Raw genomic sequence first — 18,647 nt, 5'->3', positions numbered from 1 at the left:
TCCTAGAGCGCGTTGCGCAGGCCGAGTTCGGTCGGGTGCGGTTGCAGGTAGGCCTGCTGGGCGATGTATGCATGCGGGTGGCGACGGAAGTGGTGCTTTAGCAGGGTCAGCGGTACCACCAGCGGCACGCTGCCATGCCGGTATTGCTCGATCAGCTCGCGCAATTCACGCCTGTCTTCGGTTGCGAGGTCGCGTTTCAGGTAGCCGCTCAGGTGCAGCAACACGTTGCCATGGCTGCCGCGGGTCGCGCAGCGGCGCAAGCCCTGCATCAGCTCGCCGAAGTAGCGAGTGCCGAGGGCTTCCGGCTGGTAGTGGCCGGCTTCGCCGAGCAGGCGGCCGAGGCTGCGGTAGTGCTCCGGCGAATGGGCCAGCAACTGGTACTTGTAGCGGCTATGGAAGGCGACGATGGCCGAATGGCTGAGGCCGCGCTGGCGCAGGGCCTGCCAGTGGGCATGGGCATACACGCGGGTGAGGAAGTTCTCCCGCAGGACCGGATCGTGCAGCCGGCCTTCTTCTTCCACCGGTAGCTCCGGCAAGGCTTCGCAAAGGGCTGCGGCGAAGCGTCCACGGCCTTCGGCGCGCGGCGCGCCGCCGCCTTCTGGATAGACCTTGACCCGTTGCAGCCCGCAGGACGGCGAGCGTTGCATGAAGATGAAACCGTCCAGCGTATCCGCCCGTTGCGCCACCCGCCGCGCATATTCGGCGAGCGCTCCGCCGACCGCCAGGCCGTCGCGGCTCCGCGCCTCGGCGGCTTCCGGAGTGCCTTCCAGGCGAATCGCCGGGCGCGGCGTGCCCAGGCCGATGGCCTGTTCCGGGCAGAAGGAGACGAACTCGACGTGTCGCGCCAGTTCCTCGCAAAGCGCGGATCGCTTGTGGCCGCCGTTGAAGCGCACCGGTTCGCCGAGCAGGCAGGCGCTGATGCCGAGTCGGGGCGTCAGGGAAGGGTGAGATTCGTGCATCGGTGTCGTCTCCCGAGGGGAAAGGAGGTTCGCGCGCAGCTCGACAGCCAGGCGGTCATACGACACATCCTAGAACTTATCTTGTACAGGTCAATGTATTTGTATAGATATTTTCTTGTCACATCGGGCCGCCAGGCGACGGCCCGATCCCCTCAGAGATGTTCCAGCAGGCGCCGCGCGGCTTCCTGGCCGCTGAGCCAGGCGCCTTCGACGCGGCCGCTGGAGCACCAGTCGCCGCAGGCGTAGATGCCCAGGTCGGGATCGCCGAGGGCGCCCCACTGGTGGGCCTCCGCCGGGCGTGCATAGAGCCAGCGGTGGGCGATGCTGAAGGCGGCTTCCGGTACGGCGCAGCCGATCACCTCGGCGAAGGCGCAGCGCAGGTGCTCGACCACGTCCTCCTTGGCCATGTCGATGTGCTGCCGGCTCCACTGGCTGGTGGCGTGCAGCACCCAGGTGTCGAGGGTGGTGTCGCGCCCCGGCTTGCTGCGATTGCAGGCCAGCCAGGCGATCGGACTGTCGTGCACGAAGCAGCCCTGCACCGGGGTGTCGAGTACCTCGCGGAAGCCCAGCGCCACCGCCCAGGTCGGCTCCATGACCACGCTCGCGGCGGTGGCCGCCAGTTTCGGCACGCTGGCCAGCAGCGGCGTGGCCTGGGGAGCGGGGATGGCGATCAGGACCTGGTTGAACGGACCGTGGTTCTGTCCCTCGGCGTCCTGCAGGTGCCAGTGCTGCTTGCCGCGGAAGACCTCGGTGATGCGGCAGGAGAAGACCACTTGCAGATCGGTGAGCAGGGCGCGGGTGATCGCACTCATCCGCGGGATGCCGACCCAGCGTGGCTGCTCGTCCGGGGAGGGGCTCAGCTGGCCGTCGCGGTATTGGTAGAGAGCGGGTTTCCACTCGTCCACCCAGCCTTCCTCGCGCCAGTGTTGCAAGGCGTCGAGGAAGCGCCGGTCGCGGGCGGTGAAGTATTGCGCGCCGAGGTCCAGCGTGCCGGCCTCGCTGCGCTTGCTGGCCATGCGGCCGCCGCTGCCGTGGCCCTTGTCGAACAGTTGTACGGTCTGGCCGGCGGATCTCAATGCGTGGGCGGCGGAAAGCCCGGCGATGCCAGTACCGATGATGGCGATGGGGACGCTCATGACATGCCTCTCTGGTTGTGTAGCGTCTGGACAGGCGAATCAGGTTTCTTGTACAAGCTTGATTTAATGTACAGTATTGCGCGTGCTTCGAGGCGCACCTTGCATCGCGCCGATGGCGCGCTTGCGGCGCACGGCTCGCTTCCTGGCCTGTCGAACCTTCAGACGTTCCGTTCGGAAGTATCAACCGAGTTATCTGAAGAATAGACGGCTGGCGCCGTTCACTAAGGCACCAGTGCGATGCAAGCCCTGTTCCTTGGCTGAGTCGAAAACGACGCCAGGGTTCCCCGGCCGGAGCCGACGGATCTTCCATCCACAGGATAACGCCGGAATGGGGGAAGGATGCACGGTCATCGGGCAGATCGATGTCCAGGGTCCAGACTGAAAGGGCACGCAGGCAAAACGAGGAGACAGCCATGCACATTCTCTTGACCGGCGGTACCGGCCTGATGGGGCGCCGCCTGTGCGCCCGCTGGCGACAGGCCGGGCACCGGCTGACCGTGTTCAGCCGGCGGCCGCAGCAGGTGAAATCGCTGTGCGGCGTCGGCGTGCGCGGCATCGATCGTTTCGACGAGTACGGCGACCAGCCGCTCGACGCGGTGGTCAACCTGGCCGGCGAGCCGATCGCGGACAAACCCTGGAGTCACAAGCGCAAGGCGCTGCTGTGGGAAAGCCGGGTACGCCTTACCGAGCGCCTGGTGGAATGGCTGGACGCTCGCGAGCAGCGCCCGGACCTTCTGTTATCGGGTTCTGCGGTGGGTTGGTATGGCGACAGCGGCGAGCGCCCGGTGACCGAGGAGGGGGCGGCGGCCGGCGAGGATTTCGCCAGCGAGCTATGCCTAGCCTGGGAGCAGATCGCCCGCGAGGCGGAGAAGCTCGGCACCCGTGTCGTGCTGTTGCGCACCGGCCTGGTGCTGGCCCCCGAGGGCGGCTTCCTCGGGCGCCTGTTGCCGCTCTACCGGCTCGGCCTGGGCGGACCGCTGGGTGACGGCCGGCAATGGATGCCGTGGATTCATATCGAGGATCAAATCGAGCTGATCGATTTTCTTTTGCGGCGGCCCGATGCCAGCGGTCCCTATAATGCGTGCGCTCCCAACCCGGTGCGCAACCGCGATTTCGCCAAGGCCCTGGGCCGGGCGCTGCACAAGCCGGCGCGGATACTGACCCCCGGGTTCGTCCTGCGCCTCGGGCTGGGAGAAATGTCCGGATTGCTGCTCGGCGGCCAGCGAGCCTTGCCGCAACGCTTGCAGGACGCCGGCTACCGTTTTCAATTCACCGACCTGGACGTGGCGCTGGCCGATGTCCTGGACGCCCGACGAAAGGATCAGGCATGACCGAGAATGCCCTGCTGTTGCTCAACCTGGGCTCCCCGGATTCGACCCGGGTGGAGGATGTCCGCCGCTATCTCGACCAGTTCCTCATGGATCCCTACGTGGTCGACCTGCCCTGGCCGCTGCGGCGCCTGCTGGTGTCGCTGATCCTGATCAAGCGTCCGGCCGAATCGGCGCACGCCTACAGCTCGATCTGGTGGGACGAAGGGTCGCCACTGATCGTCCTCAGTCGTCGCCTGCAGGAAGCGATGAAGCCGCACTGGCCGCATGGACCGGTGGAACTGGCGATGCGCTACGGCCAGCCGGCCATCGAGAAGGTCCTGCTCGACCTGGCGCGCCGCGGTATCCGGCGGGTGACCCTGGCGCCGCTGTATCCGCAGTTCGCCGACAGCACCACGACCACCGCCGAACAGGAGGTGCGCCGGGTGATCGCCGCCCATCGCCTGGGCCTGGAGGTCAGCACGCTGCCGCCGTTCTACGACCAGCCGGTCTACCTCGATGCCCTGGTGGAAAGCGTGCGTCCGTACCTGCAGCAGCCCCACGACCATCTGTTGCTGAGCTTCCATGGCTTGCCCGAGCGGCACATCCGCAAGCTGGTGAAGGATCCTGCCCACGACCTGCTGGCCGAGAACAGCCGCAACGTCAGCCCCGAAGCCCTCGCCCTCTGCTACCGCAGCCAGTGCCTGCGCACCGCCGAGGCCTTCGCCGAGCGCGCCGGCCTGGAGCAGGGGCGCTGGTCGGTGTCGTTCCAGTCGCGCCTGGGGCGCGCCAAGTGGATCGAGCCCTATACCGACGCCAAGCTCGACGAACTGGTGCAGCGCGGGGTGAAGCGCCTGCTGGTGATGTGTCCGGCGTTCGTTGCCGACTGCATCGAGACCCTGGAGGAAATCGGCATGCGCGGCCGCGAGCAGTTCATCAGTGCCGGCGGCGAGGACCTGGTGCTGATTCCCTGCCTCAACGACCACCCCGCCTGGGTCGGCGCCCTGGCCGAGATGAGCGGGCGCTTGGCCAGGCCGCTCTGAGAGCCTGTTCATGATCCGCTGCGCGGCGCGGTATGACGGCTTTGAAGTGCTCATTTGCCGCTCGTCAGCTCCGCTTCCCCGCCCAGCTCGCGAGATGCTGGACAGGCTCTGAGCGCATGCGGCGGNTCATTCGCCGGAACCCGCTTCCCGCATTCAGCAGTTCTATAGTCCCTTGCCCTGGGTATAAGCCCGGATGTTGCCGGCTTATCCTGCCTGTCGACCCTCCCTTCGCATCCGCCGCTTCGGCGGCGTCCAGGAGTTCGGCATGCATAACAACAATAACGGCTATCCCTCCAACCTTGCGGCCTGGACCACGGTGGCGATCCTCATGGTCGCCTATGTGCTGTCCTTCATCGACCGGCAGATCCTCAACCTGCTGGTCGGCCCGATCCGCCGCGACCTGGCCATCAGCGATACGGAAATGAGCCTGCTGATGGGCTTGTCCTTCGCCCTGTTCTACACCCTTTGCGGTATCCCGCTCGGACGCATGGCCGACAACCGCAGCCGGCGCGGCCTGATCCTGTTCGGCGTGCTGGTGTGGAGCGCGATGACCGCGGCCTGCGGTCTGGCGCGCAGCTATTGGCAATTCCTCACCTTCCGGGTCGGCGTCGGGGTCGGCGAGGCGGCGCTGTCGCCAGCGGCCTATTCGCTGATCGCCGACAGCTTCCCGCGCGAGCGTCGGGCGACGGCGATCAGCGTCTACTCGATGGGCATCTACCTGGGCTCGGGGCTGGCCTTCCTGCTCGGCGGGCTGGTGATCAAGTTCGCCTCGGCCCAGGGCGACGTGCATCTGCCGCTGTTCGGCGAGGTGCGCCCGTGGCAACTGATCTTCCTCATCCTCGGCGCCGCCGGCGTGCTCTTCTGCCTGTTGCTGCTGGCTATCCGCGAGCCGGCCCGGCGCGGAGTCGGCGCAGGCGTGGCGGTGCCGCTGGGCGAGGTCGGCGCCTACCTGCGGGCCAACCGCAAGACCGTGCTCTGCCACAACTTCGGTTTCGCCTGCCTGTCCTTCGCCGGCTACGGCAGCGGCGCCTGGGTGCCGACCTTCTTCGTCCGCACCCACGGCTGGGACGCCGGTCATGTCGGGGTGGTCTACGGCAGCATCGTCGCGGTGTTCGGCTGTCTCGGCATCGTCTTCGGCGGGCGCCTGGCCGACTACTGGGCGAAGCGCGGGCGTAGCGACGCGAACATGCGCGTCGGGCTGCTCGCCGCCTGGGCGGTGATTCCCTTCACTCTGGTCTATCCGCTGCTGGACAACGCCAATTGGGCGGCGGCGCTGATGGCGCCGACGGTGTTCTTCCTGAGCATGCCGTTCGGCGTGGCCCCGGCGGCGATCCAGGAGATCATGCCCAACTCGATGCGCGGCCAGGCCTCGGCGATCTACCTGTTCGTGGTCACCCTGTTCGGTCTCGGCGTGGGCCCGACGGCGGTGGCGCTGGTCACCGATTTCGTCTTCGCCGACGACATGGCGCTGCGCTACTCGCTGCTGCTGGTGACCCTGGCCGCGGTGCTCGGTGCGGTGGTCCTGCTGGGGATCGGCCTCAAGCCCTATCGCGCCAGCCTGGAGCACCTGAAGGACTGGAGCCTGCGACGGGAAGGCGAGGGCGGCGAGGATTGGAAGGCGTCCCGGCAGCCGGCCTGACTCAGTAGGTGAGGATCACCCGCACGGTATCGCTGTAGGTACCGGCGGGGACGTTGCCCTGGGCCGGGTTGACGATGGCCCGGTACGGCACGTTCTGCGCGGCGCCGCTACCGGTGCCTGCCTGGGTGTTGCTGGTGGTCCAGACCGTCGAGTCTCCCGGTTTGTAGAGGTTGTACTGGATCGCGTTGGCGCCGCTGAGCATTCGCCGCCAGCCGCCGCTGAAGTTGTTGCCGTTGTCGAAGCCGATGGTATAGGTGGCGTTCAGGGTGCAGCGCACGCCAATGTTCTGGTTCACCGCGGTGAAGGCCGAGACCAGCGCGGCGCTGCCGAAGCTGAGGTCCGGAGCGCTGTCGATGAAGCAGTCCTTGAGCACCGTCAGGGTAACGTTGACGCTGCTGCTGGCGGTGCCGTCGTCGTATACGCAGACTGGGCCGATGCCCGCCGCGCACAGGTGCCAGGCCCAGTTCAGGCCGATGGTATCGGTATAGGTGCCGGCCGGCAGGGTCACCCCGGTGGCGGTGCGCAGGTACAGCGGCAGGCTGCCGTCGGTGGCGTTGAACAGGCCGAGGATGCCGAGGAAGGTGGTGCTGCTCCAGCGTACCGTCGAGCCGACGTTGTAGACGGTGCCGCAGCCGTTGTCCTTGCAGATGCTGTAGGGCAGGTAGGTGCCGCTGGCGGCGTTGTACAGCCGCGGCGTGGTGCCCAGCGGATTGGCGGTGCTGGCGATGGTCGCGTCGATGGTGTTGGTGCTGAGGATCGACAACAGGCTGCCGGTGCACTTGAAGCCGGTGGTGCCGGTGATGGTCTGGGCGGTGCTGGCCACGGTGAACGAGCTCAGGCTGCCGAAATTGCCGGTGCCGGAGCTGGTGGTGCAGGCGGCGAGCAGCAACGGGCTGGCGCAGAGCGTAGCGAAGCCGAGCAGGCAGGCGGACGTGGAGTGGCGGCTCATGGCGTATCTCCGATCGGGGCCGAGCAGGTCAGCGGGCCGACCTGGCTGACGGTGGGTTTGCGCGTGTCCAGGCGGAAGCGTGCCTGGCAGGCCCGGCCGTCGGGGCGGACCACGCGTAGCTGGTTGTCGCTTTGCAATCCTTCGAAATAGACCTGGCCGTCCCAGCCGACGCTGGCGCGCTGGCCGCTGCCGGTTTCTTCGGCCTGGCTGCCCAGCGGCAGCGGTTCGCCGCGCTCGTCCACCAGGCTGATGCTGGCGGCGACTACGGCACGGATCGGGAAGTCCAGCAGCAGGCCGCTGCCCTGGCGTACCGCCACGCGCTGCTCGACTTCGGGCGCGCTGACGTTGGCCGGAAGGTCCAGCGGCTCGATCTGGAACTTCGCCGGGTAGTAGGCCGCGACCCAGGGCACCAGCAGGTGGCCGTTGTCGTCGGTGCTGCCCATCAGTTGGTTCTCGTAGCGGATCGGCACCTGTGGATAACCCTTGGTGCTGACCAGGACGAAGGCGTCGTTGATCCGGTTGCTGGCGAACACGGCGTTGTCCATCCATACCAGCGAGCCGCTGAGATCGGCCCAGCGCGTGTAGTTGCCGGTCTCGCCATAAAGGCCGCCCTGCAGTTGCACGTTCTGCATGCGCCAGGTCAGGTCGGCCTGCTGGTAGCGGCTGGCGCCGCCGCCATAGCCGAGGTTCCAGCCGAGGCCGCCCTGGCTCGGCGTGGAGCGGCTCCAGATCACCCGCTCGCTGTAGCGTCGGTCGCTGTCGCGGGTGACGCCGATGTTCAGCAGGCCGTTGATGTCGAAGGGAATCACCAGTTGCATCAGCGCGCTGTAGCCGTCGCCGTCGAGATCCTTGTTCAGCGCCAGGTAGAAGCTGCTGCGGCTGCCGATCGGGCGGCTGTAGGAGAGGTTGGCCAGGCGCGTGCGGCTGCCGTCGCGGGCGCGGATGTCGAAGTAGCCGGTACCGATGGTGCCCTGCTCGTCGAAGGTCAGGCTGGCGGTAGCCTGGTCGGTGCGCCGGCTCAACTGGTACTCGCCGTCCAGGGTGCCGAGGTCGCCATAGCCGGCGCTGCGCTCGATGTGTTGCAGGCTGAGGCCGAGCCGTCGCGAATAGTAGGAGTAGCCGAGCAGGTATTGCTGGCCGCTGTCGCCCTGGCCGTCGCTGCCGCTGGCCGCCAGGCTGAGGGTGCCGAAGGTGGCCACGGCGATGTCGCCGCCGATGCCGAGCAGGCGCAGGTCGCTGGCGGCCTCGGCGTGGGTGGAGAGGGTCAGGCGGTCGCTGACGCCGTAGCGGTAGATGCCGCTGGCGGCGTTGTCGGCATAGGAGAAGTTGCGCAGGCCGTAGTCGTCGCGCAGGCGCCCGACGGACAGGTCGAAATCGCTCAGGCCGCGCGCCAGCAGGGTGTTGGATACGTAGAACGGCAGGCTGGTCACCACTTGTCGACCCTGGGCGTCGGTGGTCACCACCGTGGCTTCGCCGGCTCCGTTGATGTACGGCACGTTGCTGATGGCGAAGGGACCGGGTTGCAGGTCGGCGCTGCTGGCCTTGTAGCCGTTGATGAACAGGTCGACGGTGCTGGGTACGGCGGCCTGGCCGTCGAAGCGCAGCAGCGGATAGGTGACCAGGTCCGGACGTACGCCGAAGTTGCGGGCGAAGCGAAAGCCGCCCATGCGTACCGGGGTGGTCCAGTTCAGCGCGCCGTTGACGTAGTCGCCCAGTTGGTAGCTGTGCATGTTGCGTTCGTCGTTGTACAGCCAGTAGGTGTCGTAGCGCAGGTAGCGGCTGTCGAGGTTGTCGGCGTCGCCGAAATAGCGGGTGTAGACGCCGGTGTTGGAGATCACCCCGAAGCCGTCGAACAGGCGTTGCTCGAGCAGCGCGGAAAGCCAGGGCGTGGCGCCGTCGGCGGGGTCCGAGTAGTACAGGTCGTAGTTGAACAGCGCGCCGAGGCTGCTGCGCGCCGGGGCGCGGGCGACCAGTCCGGGATCGTCGAAGCGCTGCTCCGGCAGCCAGTCCGGCGGCACTTGTAGGTGCAGTTGCTGGCTGGCGCTGTCATAGTCCGCCCGGACCTCGGGCAGGGCGTCCACCGCGACCTGTCCGGCGGGGTTGCCAGGCAGGCGCACGCCGGCTTCGCGCAGGGCCGCGGCGTCGAGCAGGTAATGGCTATCGGCGGCGTTGACCGGCACCACCTGACCGCTGTCGCGGCCGTTGATCACCAGTTCCAGGTAGTAGAGGACGTTGCTGCCGCCGGACGGAGCGGGTTGCGGCGGCGGCAGTCCGGCCAGGTAGTCCGCCGCATGGACAGGGGAGAGCAGCGCCAGGCCGATCAGTAGCGAGCGGTGGTGGCGAGAGCGCCGCTGACACGGGCGAGGCACGGGACCGACGTCCGCCTCAGTAGCCGGGAACGCTGATCGGCGCGTCGTTGTCCGCCAGTTGCAGTTTCAGGGTCATGCCGGCGTCCGGCAGCAGCCCCGGCGGCAGCGGCCAGCGCATCTGCTGGCCGGGCAGCACGTAGCCGAGCAGGCCGTCCAGCAGCGCCAGGCTGCGGCCGTTGCCCTCCCAGCGGACATGGCTCAGGCGGGCGTGCACGCTACCCTCGTTGCGCACCTGCAGGTAACGCTTGCCCTGTTCCTCGACCAGCCGCCAGGCCAGCTTCGGCCGGGTCGCGTCGGCCGGGTCGCGCTCGACATCGCTGCGCGGCTGGGTCCAGACGCCGTCGGCGCTGACGAACAGCGGCACCGAATAGCGCATCTGGAACTGCAGGGCGAGACCGGGGCTTCGTTGCGTCTGCCCCGCGCTGCCGTCGGGCACTTCGTCGATCAGCACCCGATAGGCGTCCTCCGGCGTGCTGGGCTGGCCGCCCTGGCGGATCAGCCGGACCAGCTGCCGGCGGCCCGGCTCGACCTTGACGAAGGGCGGGCTGGGAATCACTGCCTGCTGGTTGCGATAGACGTCCTGGAAATCCGCCTGGGACCAGCCGAGCACGCGCACCTGCAGGGTCACCGGTTGCTTGCCGCGATTCTCCAGCCACAGCGCGGTGGCCGGTTGGTCGGCTTCGATGGCCGGGTTGATCGGCCAGATCAGCACCGCACTGGCGGCTTGTGCCGGGCCGCCCAGGAACAGCGCCAGCAGCGCCGCAAGCCAGCGGCCGGGGCGGAGAGGTAGGTGTGGACTGGGCATGTGATCCTCCATGACGGCTCAGAACGAAAGGGTGACGGTGACGGTATCGCGGTAGTTGCCGGCGGACGGCAGGCTGCCGACCGCGAACAGGCGCGCGTATACCGTGTAGGTCTGGGTGCTGGCGGGAAAGTTGGCGATGGTCCGCGCGAGTGCCCCGTTGCCCCAGACCTGGGAGTAGGCGGCATCCTGGTAGAGCTGGTAGGCGAGGGTCTCGTTACCGCTCACCCGCTTCAGGTAGCGCTGGCTGCTGCTGCCGCCATTGACCCCGTAGTCGAGGGCGACGGAGACGGTCATTCCCGGAGTGCAGGTCAGGACGATGGAGCCGGCCCCGGAGCTGCTGGCGACGTTAACCGGACTGGCCAGGTTGCCGAGGGTGCCGAAGCTCAGGGTGCCGAGGTCATAGGCGTTGTTGCTGATGGCGGTGCCGAAGGCGCAGCCGTTGGCGACCACCGCCTGGACCTGGAAGGCGCGGCTGATCGGCGATGGATCGGCATGCGCGACCAGGCTCGGCAGCGGGAGCAGGAGAAGCGGCAGGAATAGACGCCGGCGGGACATCGGCATCACCAACTGATGGTCACGTTGACGGTGTCGCGGTAGGTCCCGGCGACCGGCGTGGTCTGTGCCGGCACCAGGCCGTAGATGGGATACCACTGGTCGTTGCCGTTGCCGGTGGCGGCAACGCCGGTGGTGTTGTCCCAGACGATGCCGCCGGGGCGGTCGCTGTACAGGTTGTAGGTCAGGGTGAGGGCGGTGTTGGCGATGTTCGCCATGCGCCGCGTGGCGACGCTGCCGTAGAGCCCGCCGTCGAGCGTGATCGCATAGGTCTGGCCGCTGACGCACTTGACCCGGATGGAGCCTGCGCCTTGCTGGCTGGTGGCGCTGATGGCGTTGTTCAGGGAGGCGTACTGGCCGAAGTCGAGGGTGCCGAAGGTGATCGCGCCACCGCTGCCGACGCTACCTGCCTCGCAGGCCGGGAGCAGCGTGGCGCTCAGGACGATGGTGGCGGTCTGCGCGTTTGCCGGGTTGCAGCCGAGCAGGCAGAGCAGTCCTCCGGTGAAGTAGCGGTTCAGGCTCATCGGTCCCCCCAGGACCATGCTGCCTGGCGCCGCGCCTGGCGGCGCGTCTTACCAGGCGATGGTGACCAGCAGGGTGTCGGTGTAGGTCCCCGCCGTCGGCGTGGGTGTGCTTTGTCCGGTGGGCACCACGCGGCCATAGAGGGGGATGTTGACCGCGGTGCCGGTGGAGACCGAGGAGATGTCCACCGGTGTGTTGGCCTGGATCAGCGCGCTGCGCGCGGCGTCCGAATAGATGTTGTAGGCGATGGTGCTGCTGGTGGTGGTGGTGTTCTGCATGTAGCGCTGGCCGCCGCTGGCGTGCAGGCCTGCGTTCACCGTCAGGCTCGGGGTCAGGCCGGTGCTGCACTGGATCTGGATATTGCCGCTGGTGCCGACGGTCTGCGCGTCGACCACGTTGGTGAGGTCGGAATGGCTGCCGAAGTCCAGGGTTCCCCACTGGTTGATACCGCCGCTGACGCTGCCGTTGATGATGGTGCAGCCGGCACCGATGACCATCTGCACGCCGACCTGGCCGATCAGCGTACCGGCGGCCTGGGCGGTGCCCAGCAGGCTGGCGCAGGCACAGAACAACAAGACTGCCGGAATGCGTTTATTCATCTCTAACTTCCTGTCGATAACGAATGTCGGTGGCGCAGGACGATGTTGGCGGATAAATAAAGTTCCCACGACTTTAAATGATCGGCCTTATATATCCGCCAAACTCGAAGTTCATGGCTGGCGACGCGCCGGGTGCGGCGCAGAGCGGCTCGCCAGTCATGCTTGACTGGCTATATAGCAGCGCGAATAAGCCTCTGCCAGTTAGATGACGTGATTATTTGGAAAATACAGGGAAGTTTAATTACAAAGTAGTAAGCGATTGGCTACATGCTTTTGAAAATAACGTGGCGGGTGGAAAATGGACGGAACAGCGAAGTGTTCCGTCCGTTGTTTTCAGTGTGAATCCTTGTGTTGTTCGTCGAGCGCCTTGTTCTGCCAGCCGTCGTTGCCCGGCAGCAACAGGTTGAGGACGATGGCGACGATGGCGCACAGGGCGATGCCCTTCAGGCCGATGTCGTCGGGGCCGGTACCGCTGCCGATCAGCACGCCGCCGATGCCGAACACCAGGGTCACCGAGACGATCACCAGGTTGCGCGCTTCCGAGAGATCGACCTTGTGCCGGATCAGGGTGTTCATGCCGACCGAGGCGATGGTGCCGAACAGCAGGCAGAGGATGCCGCCCATCACCGGTACCGGGATGCTTTGCAGGATCGCGCCGAACTTGCCGACGAAGGCCAGGGTGATGGCGATCACCGCCGCCCAGGTCATGATCTTCGGGTTGTAGTTCTTGGTCAGCATCACTGCGCCGGTGACTTCCGCGTAGGTGGTGTTGGGCGGTCCGCCGAACAGGCCGGCAGCCGAGGTGGCCAGGCCGTCGCCGAGGAGAGTGCGGTGCAGGCCGGGCTTCTTCAGGTAGTCCTGGCCGGTGACGCCGCCCACCGCGATGACCCCGCCGATATGCTCGATGGCCGGGGCCAGGGCCACCGGGACGATGAACAGGATCGCCTGCCAGTTGAATTCCGGCGCGGTGAATTTCGGCAGTTCCAGCCAGGGTGCGGCGACGATCGCGGCGGTGTCGACCACGCCGAAGACGAACGACAGGGCGAAGCCGACCAGCACGCCGGCGATGATCGGCACCAGGCGGAATATACCCTTGCCGAATACCGCCACCACCAGGGTGGTGAGCAGCGCCGGCATCGAGATCATCATCGCGGTGCGGTACGGCAGCAACTCGCTGCCGTCGCCGGCCTTGCCCATCGCCATGTTCGCCGCGATCGGCGCCATCGCCAGGCCGATCGAGATGATCACCGGGCCGATCACCACCGGCGGCAGCAGTTTATCGATGAAGCCGGTGCCCTTGATCTTCACCGCCAGGCCCATGAAGGTGTAGACGAAGCCGGCGGCGACTACCCCGCCCATGGTCGCGGCCAGGCCGAACTGGCCCTTGGCGAGGATGATCGGGGTGATGAAGGCGAAGCTGGAGGCGAGGAACACCGGTACCTGGCGCCCGGTCACCAATTGGAACAGCAGGGTCCCGAGGCCGGCGGTGAACAGCGCGACGTTGGGATCCAGACCGGTGATCAGCGGCATCAGCACCAGCGCGCCGAAGGCGACGAACAGCATCTGCGCGCCTGACAGCACCTGGCGCCAGAGCGGCTCCTGGAAGGCATCGCCCATGTTCAGGCTTCCTTCTGCTTGGTACCGAAGATCTTGTCGCCGGCGTCGCCCAGGCCCGGAATGATGTAGCCGTTCTCGTCGAGCTTCTCGTCGATCGAGGCGGTATAGATGATCACGTCCGGGTGGGCCTTGCGTACCGCCTCGATGCCCTCGGGGGCGGCGACCAGCACCATGGCGCGGATTTCCTTGCTGCCGGCCTTCTTCAGCAGGTCGATGGTGGCGACCATCGAGCCACCGGTGGCGAGCATCGGGTCGATGATCAGCGAGCGTCGCTCGGCGATGTCCGGCGCCAGTTTTTCCAGGTAGGTGCGTGCTTCCAGGGTCTCTTCGTTGCGGGCGACGCCGACCGCGCTGACCTTGGCGCCGGGAATCAGGCTGAGCACGCCGTCGAGCATGCCGATGCCGGCGCGCAGGATCGGCACCACGGTGATCTTCTTCCCGGAGATCTTCTCCACCGTCACCGGGCCGGCCCATCCGGGGATTTCGTACTGTTCCAGGGGCAGGTCCTTGGTCGCTTCGTAGGTCAGCAGGGCGCCGACTTCCTGGGCCAGTTCGCGGAAGTTCTTGGTGCTGATATCGGCACGGCGCATCAGGCCCAGTTTGTGGCGGATGAGGGGGTGGCGGATCTCATGTACGGGCATGGGCGACTGTCTCCAACGGGGGGCGGGCAAAAAAATTGCGCTAGCGTAATGCATTCCGCACAGTCTGGACCATTATTCTGATTCGCACTCGACCGCCGGGGGTTGCCCGATGGCGACCGGATGAGTACCTTTGCCGACTTTTTCTCAGCCCAGCCAGGGAGAAGCACCATGTCCGTCGATCTCGCGCACATCCGCCAAGTCAGGGCGGAAGCCGACTGCCTGTTCAACAACGACGAGGTCGAGGCAGCCATCGGTCGCGTCGCCGAGGCGATCAACCGCGATCTCGGCGAGACCAACCCGGTGGTCTTCTGCGTGATGAACGGCGGCCTGATCTTCTCCGGCAAGCTGCTCCCGCTGCTCGACTTCCCCCTCGAACTGTCCTACCTGCATGCGACCCGTTACCGCAACGAGACCTCCGGCGGCGAACTGTTCTGGAAGGCCAAGCCGGAAATCTCCTTCATCGACCGTGATGTGCTGATCATCGACGACATCCTCGACGAAGGGCACACCCTCTCGGCGATCATCGACTTCTGCAAGCATGCCGGCGCACGCGCGGTGCACACCGCCGTACTGGTGGACAAGGAACACGAGCGCAAGGCCCGGCCTGACCTCAAGGCCAGCTTCACCGGCCTCTACTGTGCCGACCGCTACGTGTTCGGCTACGGCATGGACTACAAGGGCTACTGGCGCAACGCCGCGGGCATCTTCGCGGTCAAGGGGCTCTGAGATGGCCGGACCGCGCTACCTCGACCAGCAATTGTTCGCCGAACTGGCGAGCGGGGCGGGTAACGCGCCGCGTGGTCGCCAGCATCACAACTTCCACCGCATGGAGGAGCCCTGCCACCGCATGGCGGTGGGCCTCCAGCCGAATACCTACATCCCGCCGCACCGGCACCTGGATGCGGGCAAGGCCGAGGCGCTGATCGTGCTCAAGGGCCGTCTCGGCCTGCTGGTCTTCGCCGAGGACGGGGAACTCCTCGACAAGCGCGAGTTGAGCGCCGCTGGGGACTGCCCCGGTGTCGACCTGCCGCCCGGGGTGTTCCATGCCCTGGTGGTGCTGGAGCCGGACAGCATCCTGTTCGAATGCAAGGCCGGGCCTTACCGCCCGCTCGGCGAAGGCGAGTTCGCCAGTTGGGCGCCTGCCGAAGGCAGCGCCGATGCGCCGGCCTACCGGGACTGGATGCGCGCCCAGTTCGCCTGAGCGCTTCGCTTCGGCGGCGGGTCGGCAGCCATGCTAGAGTGCCGGCTCGCCCTGTCCGGAGGTCCCGATGTTCGCCCGTAGCCTGTGCGGCTCCCTGCTCCTGTTCGTCAGTCTGGCCGGCCTGGCCGCCGAGAATCCCCCGATGCACGCGCGCTTCCTGCCGCCCGACGACGGCCAGTTGCGCCAGGAGGCGCCGGAGCAGCAGCAACTGATCCAGATCACCGAGTACAGCGTGGTGCTGGGCAACCAGCGGCAGTCCAACCAGCAGCCGATCCCGATCACCACGCCGACCCTGCTGCGCCTGAAGGGCAAACCGCTGAGCAAGGGCGCGACCCTGGCCCAGGTGCTGATCCAGTTCGACAGCGAAGGCAAGAGCCTGAAGAAGCCGGTCTACGATGCCGGGACCCGCACCCTCACGCTCAACTACCCGTTGGCGCAGTACCCGGCGTTGCTCGACCTGCTGCGCAACCAGACGGTCTATTGCCAGTTCCTCGCCTATCCCAACGGCCATGTCTGGGCGGACCTGCACACCGGCGCGGTACGCGCGCGTTGAGCCTCGCCGCGCGCCGGGAGTAAACTGCCTGGCCTTATCCCGCGCCGGGCGAGCCCGGCCCCAGAGCCGTTGAGAGAAAGCGATGCGCAAAGACAAGAAACAGATCATTGGCGAAGAGATCAGTGACGAGTCGATCAAGCTGTTCCTCGGCGTCGAGCCGGCCGACGACACCCCCCCCTCGCTGCACAAGCTGATCAAGGCCTATCGCGGTCTGCGCATCGACGACTTCGAGCGCTTCCTCACCTTCTTCCGCGAGGCCGGCTACGATCTCGACGCGCGCGACGCCAAGGGCAACGACTTCGTCGCCCTGGTCGCCGACCAGCGCCAGGCCGTGCCCTACATCGAAGCGCTGCAGGCGGCCAAGGGCGCCTGAGCCGGCCATGCAGCGAAAAGCCCGCCCTTCGGCGGGTTTTTTCGTTGCGCGGTCCGCCGAGTCACGCCCGTCGGAGAACGCCAGCATCCGAATGGCGGCTGGTGGTGGCAAGGGTCGATAGACGCCGCGCGGGCCCCGCCGCGGTCGCGGATCGCCAGGGCGGCGGGGAAGGGCGAATGGCCAGGACTGCGTTATTCGCTCTGCGAGAGGCTGCCTGTCGGCTGCTGCTTTTCTACACTCACAGGAAAAACAGCCTGCCGAGGTTCCCATGTACGTCCAGCCCTACGTCTGCTTCAACGGCCGTTGCGAAGAGGCCCTGCGTTTCTATGAACACGCCATCGGTGCCAGGGTGAGTTTCCTGTTCCGTTTCGACGAGGCGCCCGGTCCGGTGGTGGTGCCCGAAGGCTGGTGCGACAAGGTGATGCACGCCAACCTGCAGATCGGCGACAGCCAGATCATGGCCTCGGACGGGCACGGGCCGGCGTTGCAGCCGATCTCCGGGATTTCCCTTTCACTGAATACCCGCGACCCGCAGCAGGCGCGGCGCTGCTATGACGCCTTGCTGGAGGACGGCGGGCGGGTCGAGCTGGAGTTGGGCAAGACCTTCTGGTCGCCCTGTTTCGGTACCCTGGTGGACCGTTTCGGGGTGTCCTGGATGATCAATTGCGAGGCCGGCGCCTGACTCCACAAATGAAAAAGCCGCCCGAAGGCGGCTTGTTCCGTAGCGCGGCTCACTCGGCGTTGACCGGGGCCTGCACGTCGTTCTTCGCGGTCAGTTCCAGCACCTCGCTGCAGCGGCTGCTGACGCTGCGGTACAGCTCGGCGTCGCTTTCCAGCTCTTTCTCGCGAGCCGGGAAGATTTCCTTCAGCTTGGCGCTCCACTCCGGCGAGCGGGCCTGCTCCGGGAAGCAGCGCTCGATCAGGCCGAGCATGATCGAGACGGTCACCGAGGCGCCCGGCGAGGCGCCCAGCAGGGCGGCGATGGAGCCGTCGTGGGCGGCCACCAGCTCGGTGCCGAACTGCAGGATGCCGCCTTTCTTCGGATCCTTCTTGATGATCTGCACGCGCTGGCCGGCGACTTCCAGGCGCCAGTCCTCGGCTCTGGCTTCGGGGTAGAACTTGCGCAGGGCTTCCAGGCGCTGTTCCGGCGATTGCATGACCTGGCCGATCAGGTAGCGGGTCAGGTCCATGTTGTCGCGGGCCACCGAGAGCATCGGCAGGATGTTGCCCGGGCGTACCGACAGCGGCAGGTCGAGGAACGAGCCATGGCGCAGGAACTTGGTGGAGAAACCGGCATAGGGGCCGAACAGCAGGGATTTCTTGCCGTCCACCACACGGGTGTCCAGGTGCGGCACGGACATCGGCGGCGAGCCGACCTCGGCCTGGCTGTAGACCTTGGCCTGGTGCTGCTTGACGATTTCCGGGTTGTCGCAGCGCAGCCACTGGCCGCTCACCGGGAAACCACCGAAGCCCTTGCCTTCCGGGATGCCGGAAAGTTGCAGGAGCGGCAGGGCGCCGCCGCCGGCGCCGAGGAAGACGAAGCGTGCCTGGATCTCGCGGTCGCCGCCGTTACGGGTGTCCTTGACGGTGACCCGCCAGCCGTTATCGGCGCGGCGCAGGTGGGTGACCTTCTGGTTGTAGCGGATCTGCGCGCCCGGCTGTTGCGCCAGGTGTTGCAGGAGCTGGTTGGTCAGGGCGCCGAAGTTGACGTCGGTACCGCCCTCGACGCGGGTCGCGGCGATCGCTTCGTCGGCCGGACGACCCGGCATCATCAGTGGCATCCACTCGGCGAGGGTGGCCTTGTCCTCGGAGTAGACCATGGTCTCGAAAGCGTGGTGCCTGGTCAGCGATTCGAAGCGCTTCTTCAGGTAGGCGATGCCTTCACTGCCGCGCACGAAGCTCAGGTGCGGTACCGGGTTGATGAAGGTCTTCGGCGAGCCGAAGGTGCCCTTGGCGACCAGGTGCGACCAGAACTGCTTCGACACCTCGAACATGGTGTTGATGCCCACGGCTTTCTTGATGTCGATGCTGCCGTCGGCCGACTGCGGGGTGTAGTTCAGCTCGCACAGGCCGGCGTGGCCGGTGCCCGCGTTGTTCCACGGGTTGGAGCTTTCGATCGCGCCGGACTCCTGGAGTTCGACGACTTCCATCTTCAGGTTGGGGTCGAGTTCCTTGAGCAGGACCGCCAGGGTCGCGCTCATGATGCCGGCGCCTACCAGCAGCATGTCGACTGTTTCGTGATCGTTTTGCGCCATTAACGCTTCTCCAAAATCTTCAGCACCAAATTGACGACAGACGGGGCGGGGCCGAGGCCGGTACGGGCCGGCAGGCAGCGGCGGAGGGAGCCGTCATGTCCGATTCTTCGCAACAACGGCGGGACGC

19 protein-coding genes are annotated in these 18,647 nt (G+C 66.7%); 8 read left to right on the top strand and 11 right to left on the bottom strand.

Annotation, left to right across the window (positions count from 1 at the left end):
- Positions 1–2: 2 nt before the first annotated feature.
- Positions 3–959 carry a DUF523 and DUF1722 domain-containing protein gene (locus ACTJJX_RS27835; protein ID WP_003099314.1) on the bottom strand — a complete coding sequence of 319 codons (957 nt, stop codon included), beginning with the start codon at positions 957–959 and terminating at the stop codon, positions 3–5.
- Between the two features lie 152 nt (positions 960–1,111).
- Positions 1,112–2,095, bottom strand: a complete 984-nt coding sequence (locus ACTJJX_RS27830; protein WP_003099318.1) for an NAD(P)/FAD-dependent oxidoreductase — start codon at positions 2,093–2,095, stop codon at positions 1,112–1,114.
- A gap of 413 nt (positions 2,096–2,508) precedes the next feature.
- On the opposite strand from ACTJJX_RS27830, the gene ACTJJX_RS27825 reads away from it, so the two are divergent.
- The 3 genes from ACTJJX_RS27825 (at position 2,509) to ACTJJX_RS27815 (ending at position 6,084) form a co-directional block, all read left to right on the top strand.
- Positions 2,509–3,426, top strand: a complete 918-nt coding sequence (locus tag ACTJJX_RS27825; RefSeq protein WP_016852145.1) for a TIGR01777 family oxidoreductase — start codon at positions 2,509–2,511, stop codon at positions 3,424–3,426.
- A complete protein-coding gene (gene hemH, locus ACTJJX_RS27820) occupies positions 3,423–4,445 on the top strand; it encodes a ferrochelatase (RefSeq protein WP_003099324.1) in 1,023 nt (340 codons plus the stop codon). The genes ACTJJX_RS27825 and hemH overlap by 4 nt, the downstream gene beginning before the upstream one ends.
- A 265-nt stretch (positions 4,446–4,710) precedes the next feature.
- Positions 4,711–6,084 carry a spinster family MFS transporter gene (locus tag ACTJJX_RS27815; RefSeq protein ID WP_003099328.1) on the top strand — a complete coding sequence of 458 codons (1,374 nt, stop codon included), beginning with the start codon at positions 4,711–4,713 and terminating at the stop codon, positions 6,082–6,084.
- Between the two features lies 1 nt (position 6,085).
- Here the strand turns inward: ACTJJX_RS27815 and ACTJJX_RS27810 are convergent, their stop codons facing one another.
- From ACTJJX_RS27810 to upp, 8 genes are all read right to left on the bottom strand, one after another.
- On the bottom strand, positions 6,086–7,033 hold the full coding sequence (locus ACTJJX_RS27810; RefSeq protein ID WP_003099330.1) for a Csu type fimbrial protein: 948 nt from the start codon (positions 7,031–7,033) through the stop codon (positions 6,086–6,088).
- Positions 7,030–9,402 carry a fimbria/pilus outer membrane usher protein gene (locus ACTJJX_RS27805; RefSeq protein ID WP_016852144.1) on the bottom strand — a complete coding sequence of 791 codons (2,373 nt, stop codon included), beginning with the start codon at positions 9,400–9,402 and terminating at the stop codon, positions 7,030–7,032. Before ACTJJX_RS27805 ends, ACTJJX_RS27810 begins: the two co-directional genes overlap by 4 nt.
- Positions 9,403–9,418: 16 nt before the next feature.
- Positions 9,419–10,207 carry a fimbrial biogenesis chaperone gene (locus tag ACTJJX_RS27800; RefSeq protein ID WP_003121045.1) on the bottom strand — a complete coding sequence of 263 codons (789 nt, stop codon included), beginning with the start codon at positions 10,205–10,207 and terminating at the stop codon, positions 9,419–9,421.
- 18 nt (positions 10,208–10,225) lie between these two features.
- Positions 10,226–10,768, bottom strand: a complete 543-nt coding sequence (locus ACTJJX_RS27795) for a Csu type fimbrial protein (protein WP_016852143.1) — start codon at positions 10,766–10,768, stop codon at positions 10,226–10,228.
- Positions 10,768–11,301, bottom strand: a complete 534-nt coding sequence (locus tag ACTJJX_RS27790; RefSeq protein ID WP_003135089.1) for a Csu type fimbrial protein — start codon at positions 11,299–11,301, stop codon at positions 10,768–10,770. Before ACTJJX_RS27790 ends, ACTJJX_RS27795 begins: the two co-directional genes overlap by 1 nt.
- 30 nt (positions 11,302–11,331) lie before the next feature.
- Positions 11,332–11,880 carry a Csu type fimbrial protein gene (locus ACTJJX_RS27785; protein ID WP_003099340.1) on the bottom strand — a complete coding sequence of 183 codons (549 nt, stop codon included), beginning with the start codon at positions 11,878–11,880 and terminating at the stop codon, positions 11,332–11,334.
- A gap of 333 nt (positions 11,881–12,213) precedes the next feature.
- Entirely contained in the window at positions 12,214–13,497 is a 1,284-nt protein-coding gene (locus ACTJJX_RS27780; RefSeq protein ID WP_003094970.1) for a uracil-xanthine permease family protein, read from the bottom strand.
- Between the two features lie 2 nt (positions 13,498–13,499).
- Positions 13,500–14,138, bottom strand: a complete 639-nt coding sequence (upp, locus tag ACTJJX_RS27775) for a uracil phosphoribosyltransferase (protein ID WP_003094968.1) — start codon at positions 14,136–14,138, stop codon at positions 13,500–13,502.
- 168 nt (positions 14,139–14,306) lie between these two features.
- On the opposite strand from upp, the gene ACTJJX_RS27770 reads away from it, so the two are divergent.
- From ACTJJX_RS27770 to ACTJJX_RS27750, 5 genes are all read left to right on the top strand, one after another.
- A complete protein-coding gene (locus ACTJJX_RS27770; RefSeq protein ID WP_003099341.1) occupies positions 14,307–14,864 on the top strand; it encodes a hypoxanthine-guanine phosphoribosyltransferase in 558 nt (185 codons plus the stop codon).
- 1 nt (position 14,865) lies between these two features.
- Entirely contained in the window at positions 14,866–15,339 is a 474-nt protein-coding gene (locus tag ACTJJX_RS27765) for a WbuC family cupin fold metalloprotein (protein WP_003094965.1), read from the top strand.
- A 67-nt stretch (positions 15,340–15,406) separates the two neighbouring features.
- Positions 15,407–15,892 (top strand): hypothetical protein, encoded by a 486-nt coding sequence (locus tag ACTJJX_RS27760; RefSeq protein ID WP_003094962.1) that lies wholly within the window; start codon positions 15,407–15,409, stop codon positions 15,890–15,892.
- A gap of 82 nt (positions 15,893–15,974) precedes the next feature.
- Positions 15,975–16,265 (top strand): PA4642 family protein, encoded by a 291-nt coding sequence (locus ACTJJX_RS27755; RefSeq protein WP_003099343.1) that lies wholly within the window; start codon positions 15,975–15,977, stop codon positions 16,263–16,265.
- A gap of 268 nt (positions 16,266–16,533) precedes the next feature.
- A complete protein-coding gene (locus ACTJJX_RS27750; RefSeq protein ID WP_003094957.1) occupies positions 16,534–16,947 on the top strand; it encodes a VOC family protein in 414 nt (137 codons plus the stop codon).
- 49 nt (positions 16,948–16,996) lie between these two features.
- Here ACTJJX_RS27750 and mqo read toward each other — a convergent pair whose 3' ends face one another.
- Complete coding sequence (gene mqo, locus ACTJJX_RS27745; RefSeq protein WP_003141615.1) at positions 16,997–18,520, bottom strand: malate dehydrogenase (quinone); 1,524 nt, start codon at positions 18,518–18,520, stop codon at positions 16,997–16,999.
- Positions 18,521–18,647 lie beyond the last annotated feature (127 nt).

Source organism: Pseudomonas sp. 22490, assembly GCF_052044465.1.
GTDB classification, from domain to species: domain Bacteria; phylum Pseudomonadota; class Gammaproteobacteria; order Pseudomonadales; family Pseudomonadaceae; genus Pseudomonas; species Pseudomonas aeruginosa.
Note: the sequence above shows the minus strand (reverse complement) of the source record. Positions and strands in the feature narration are given on the sequence as shown.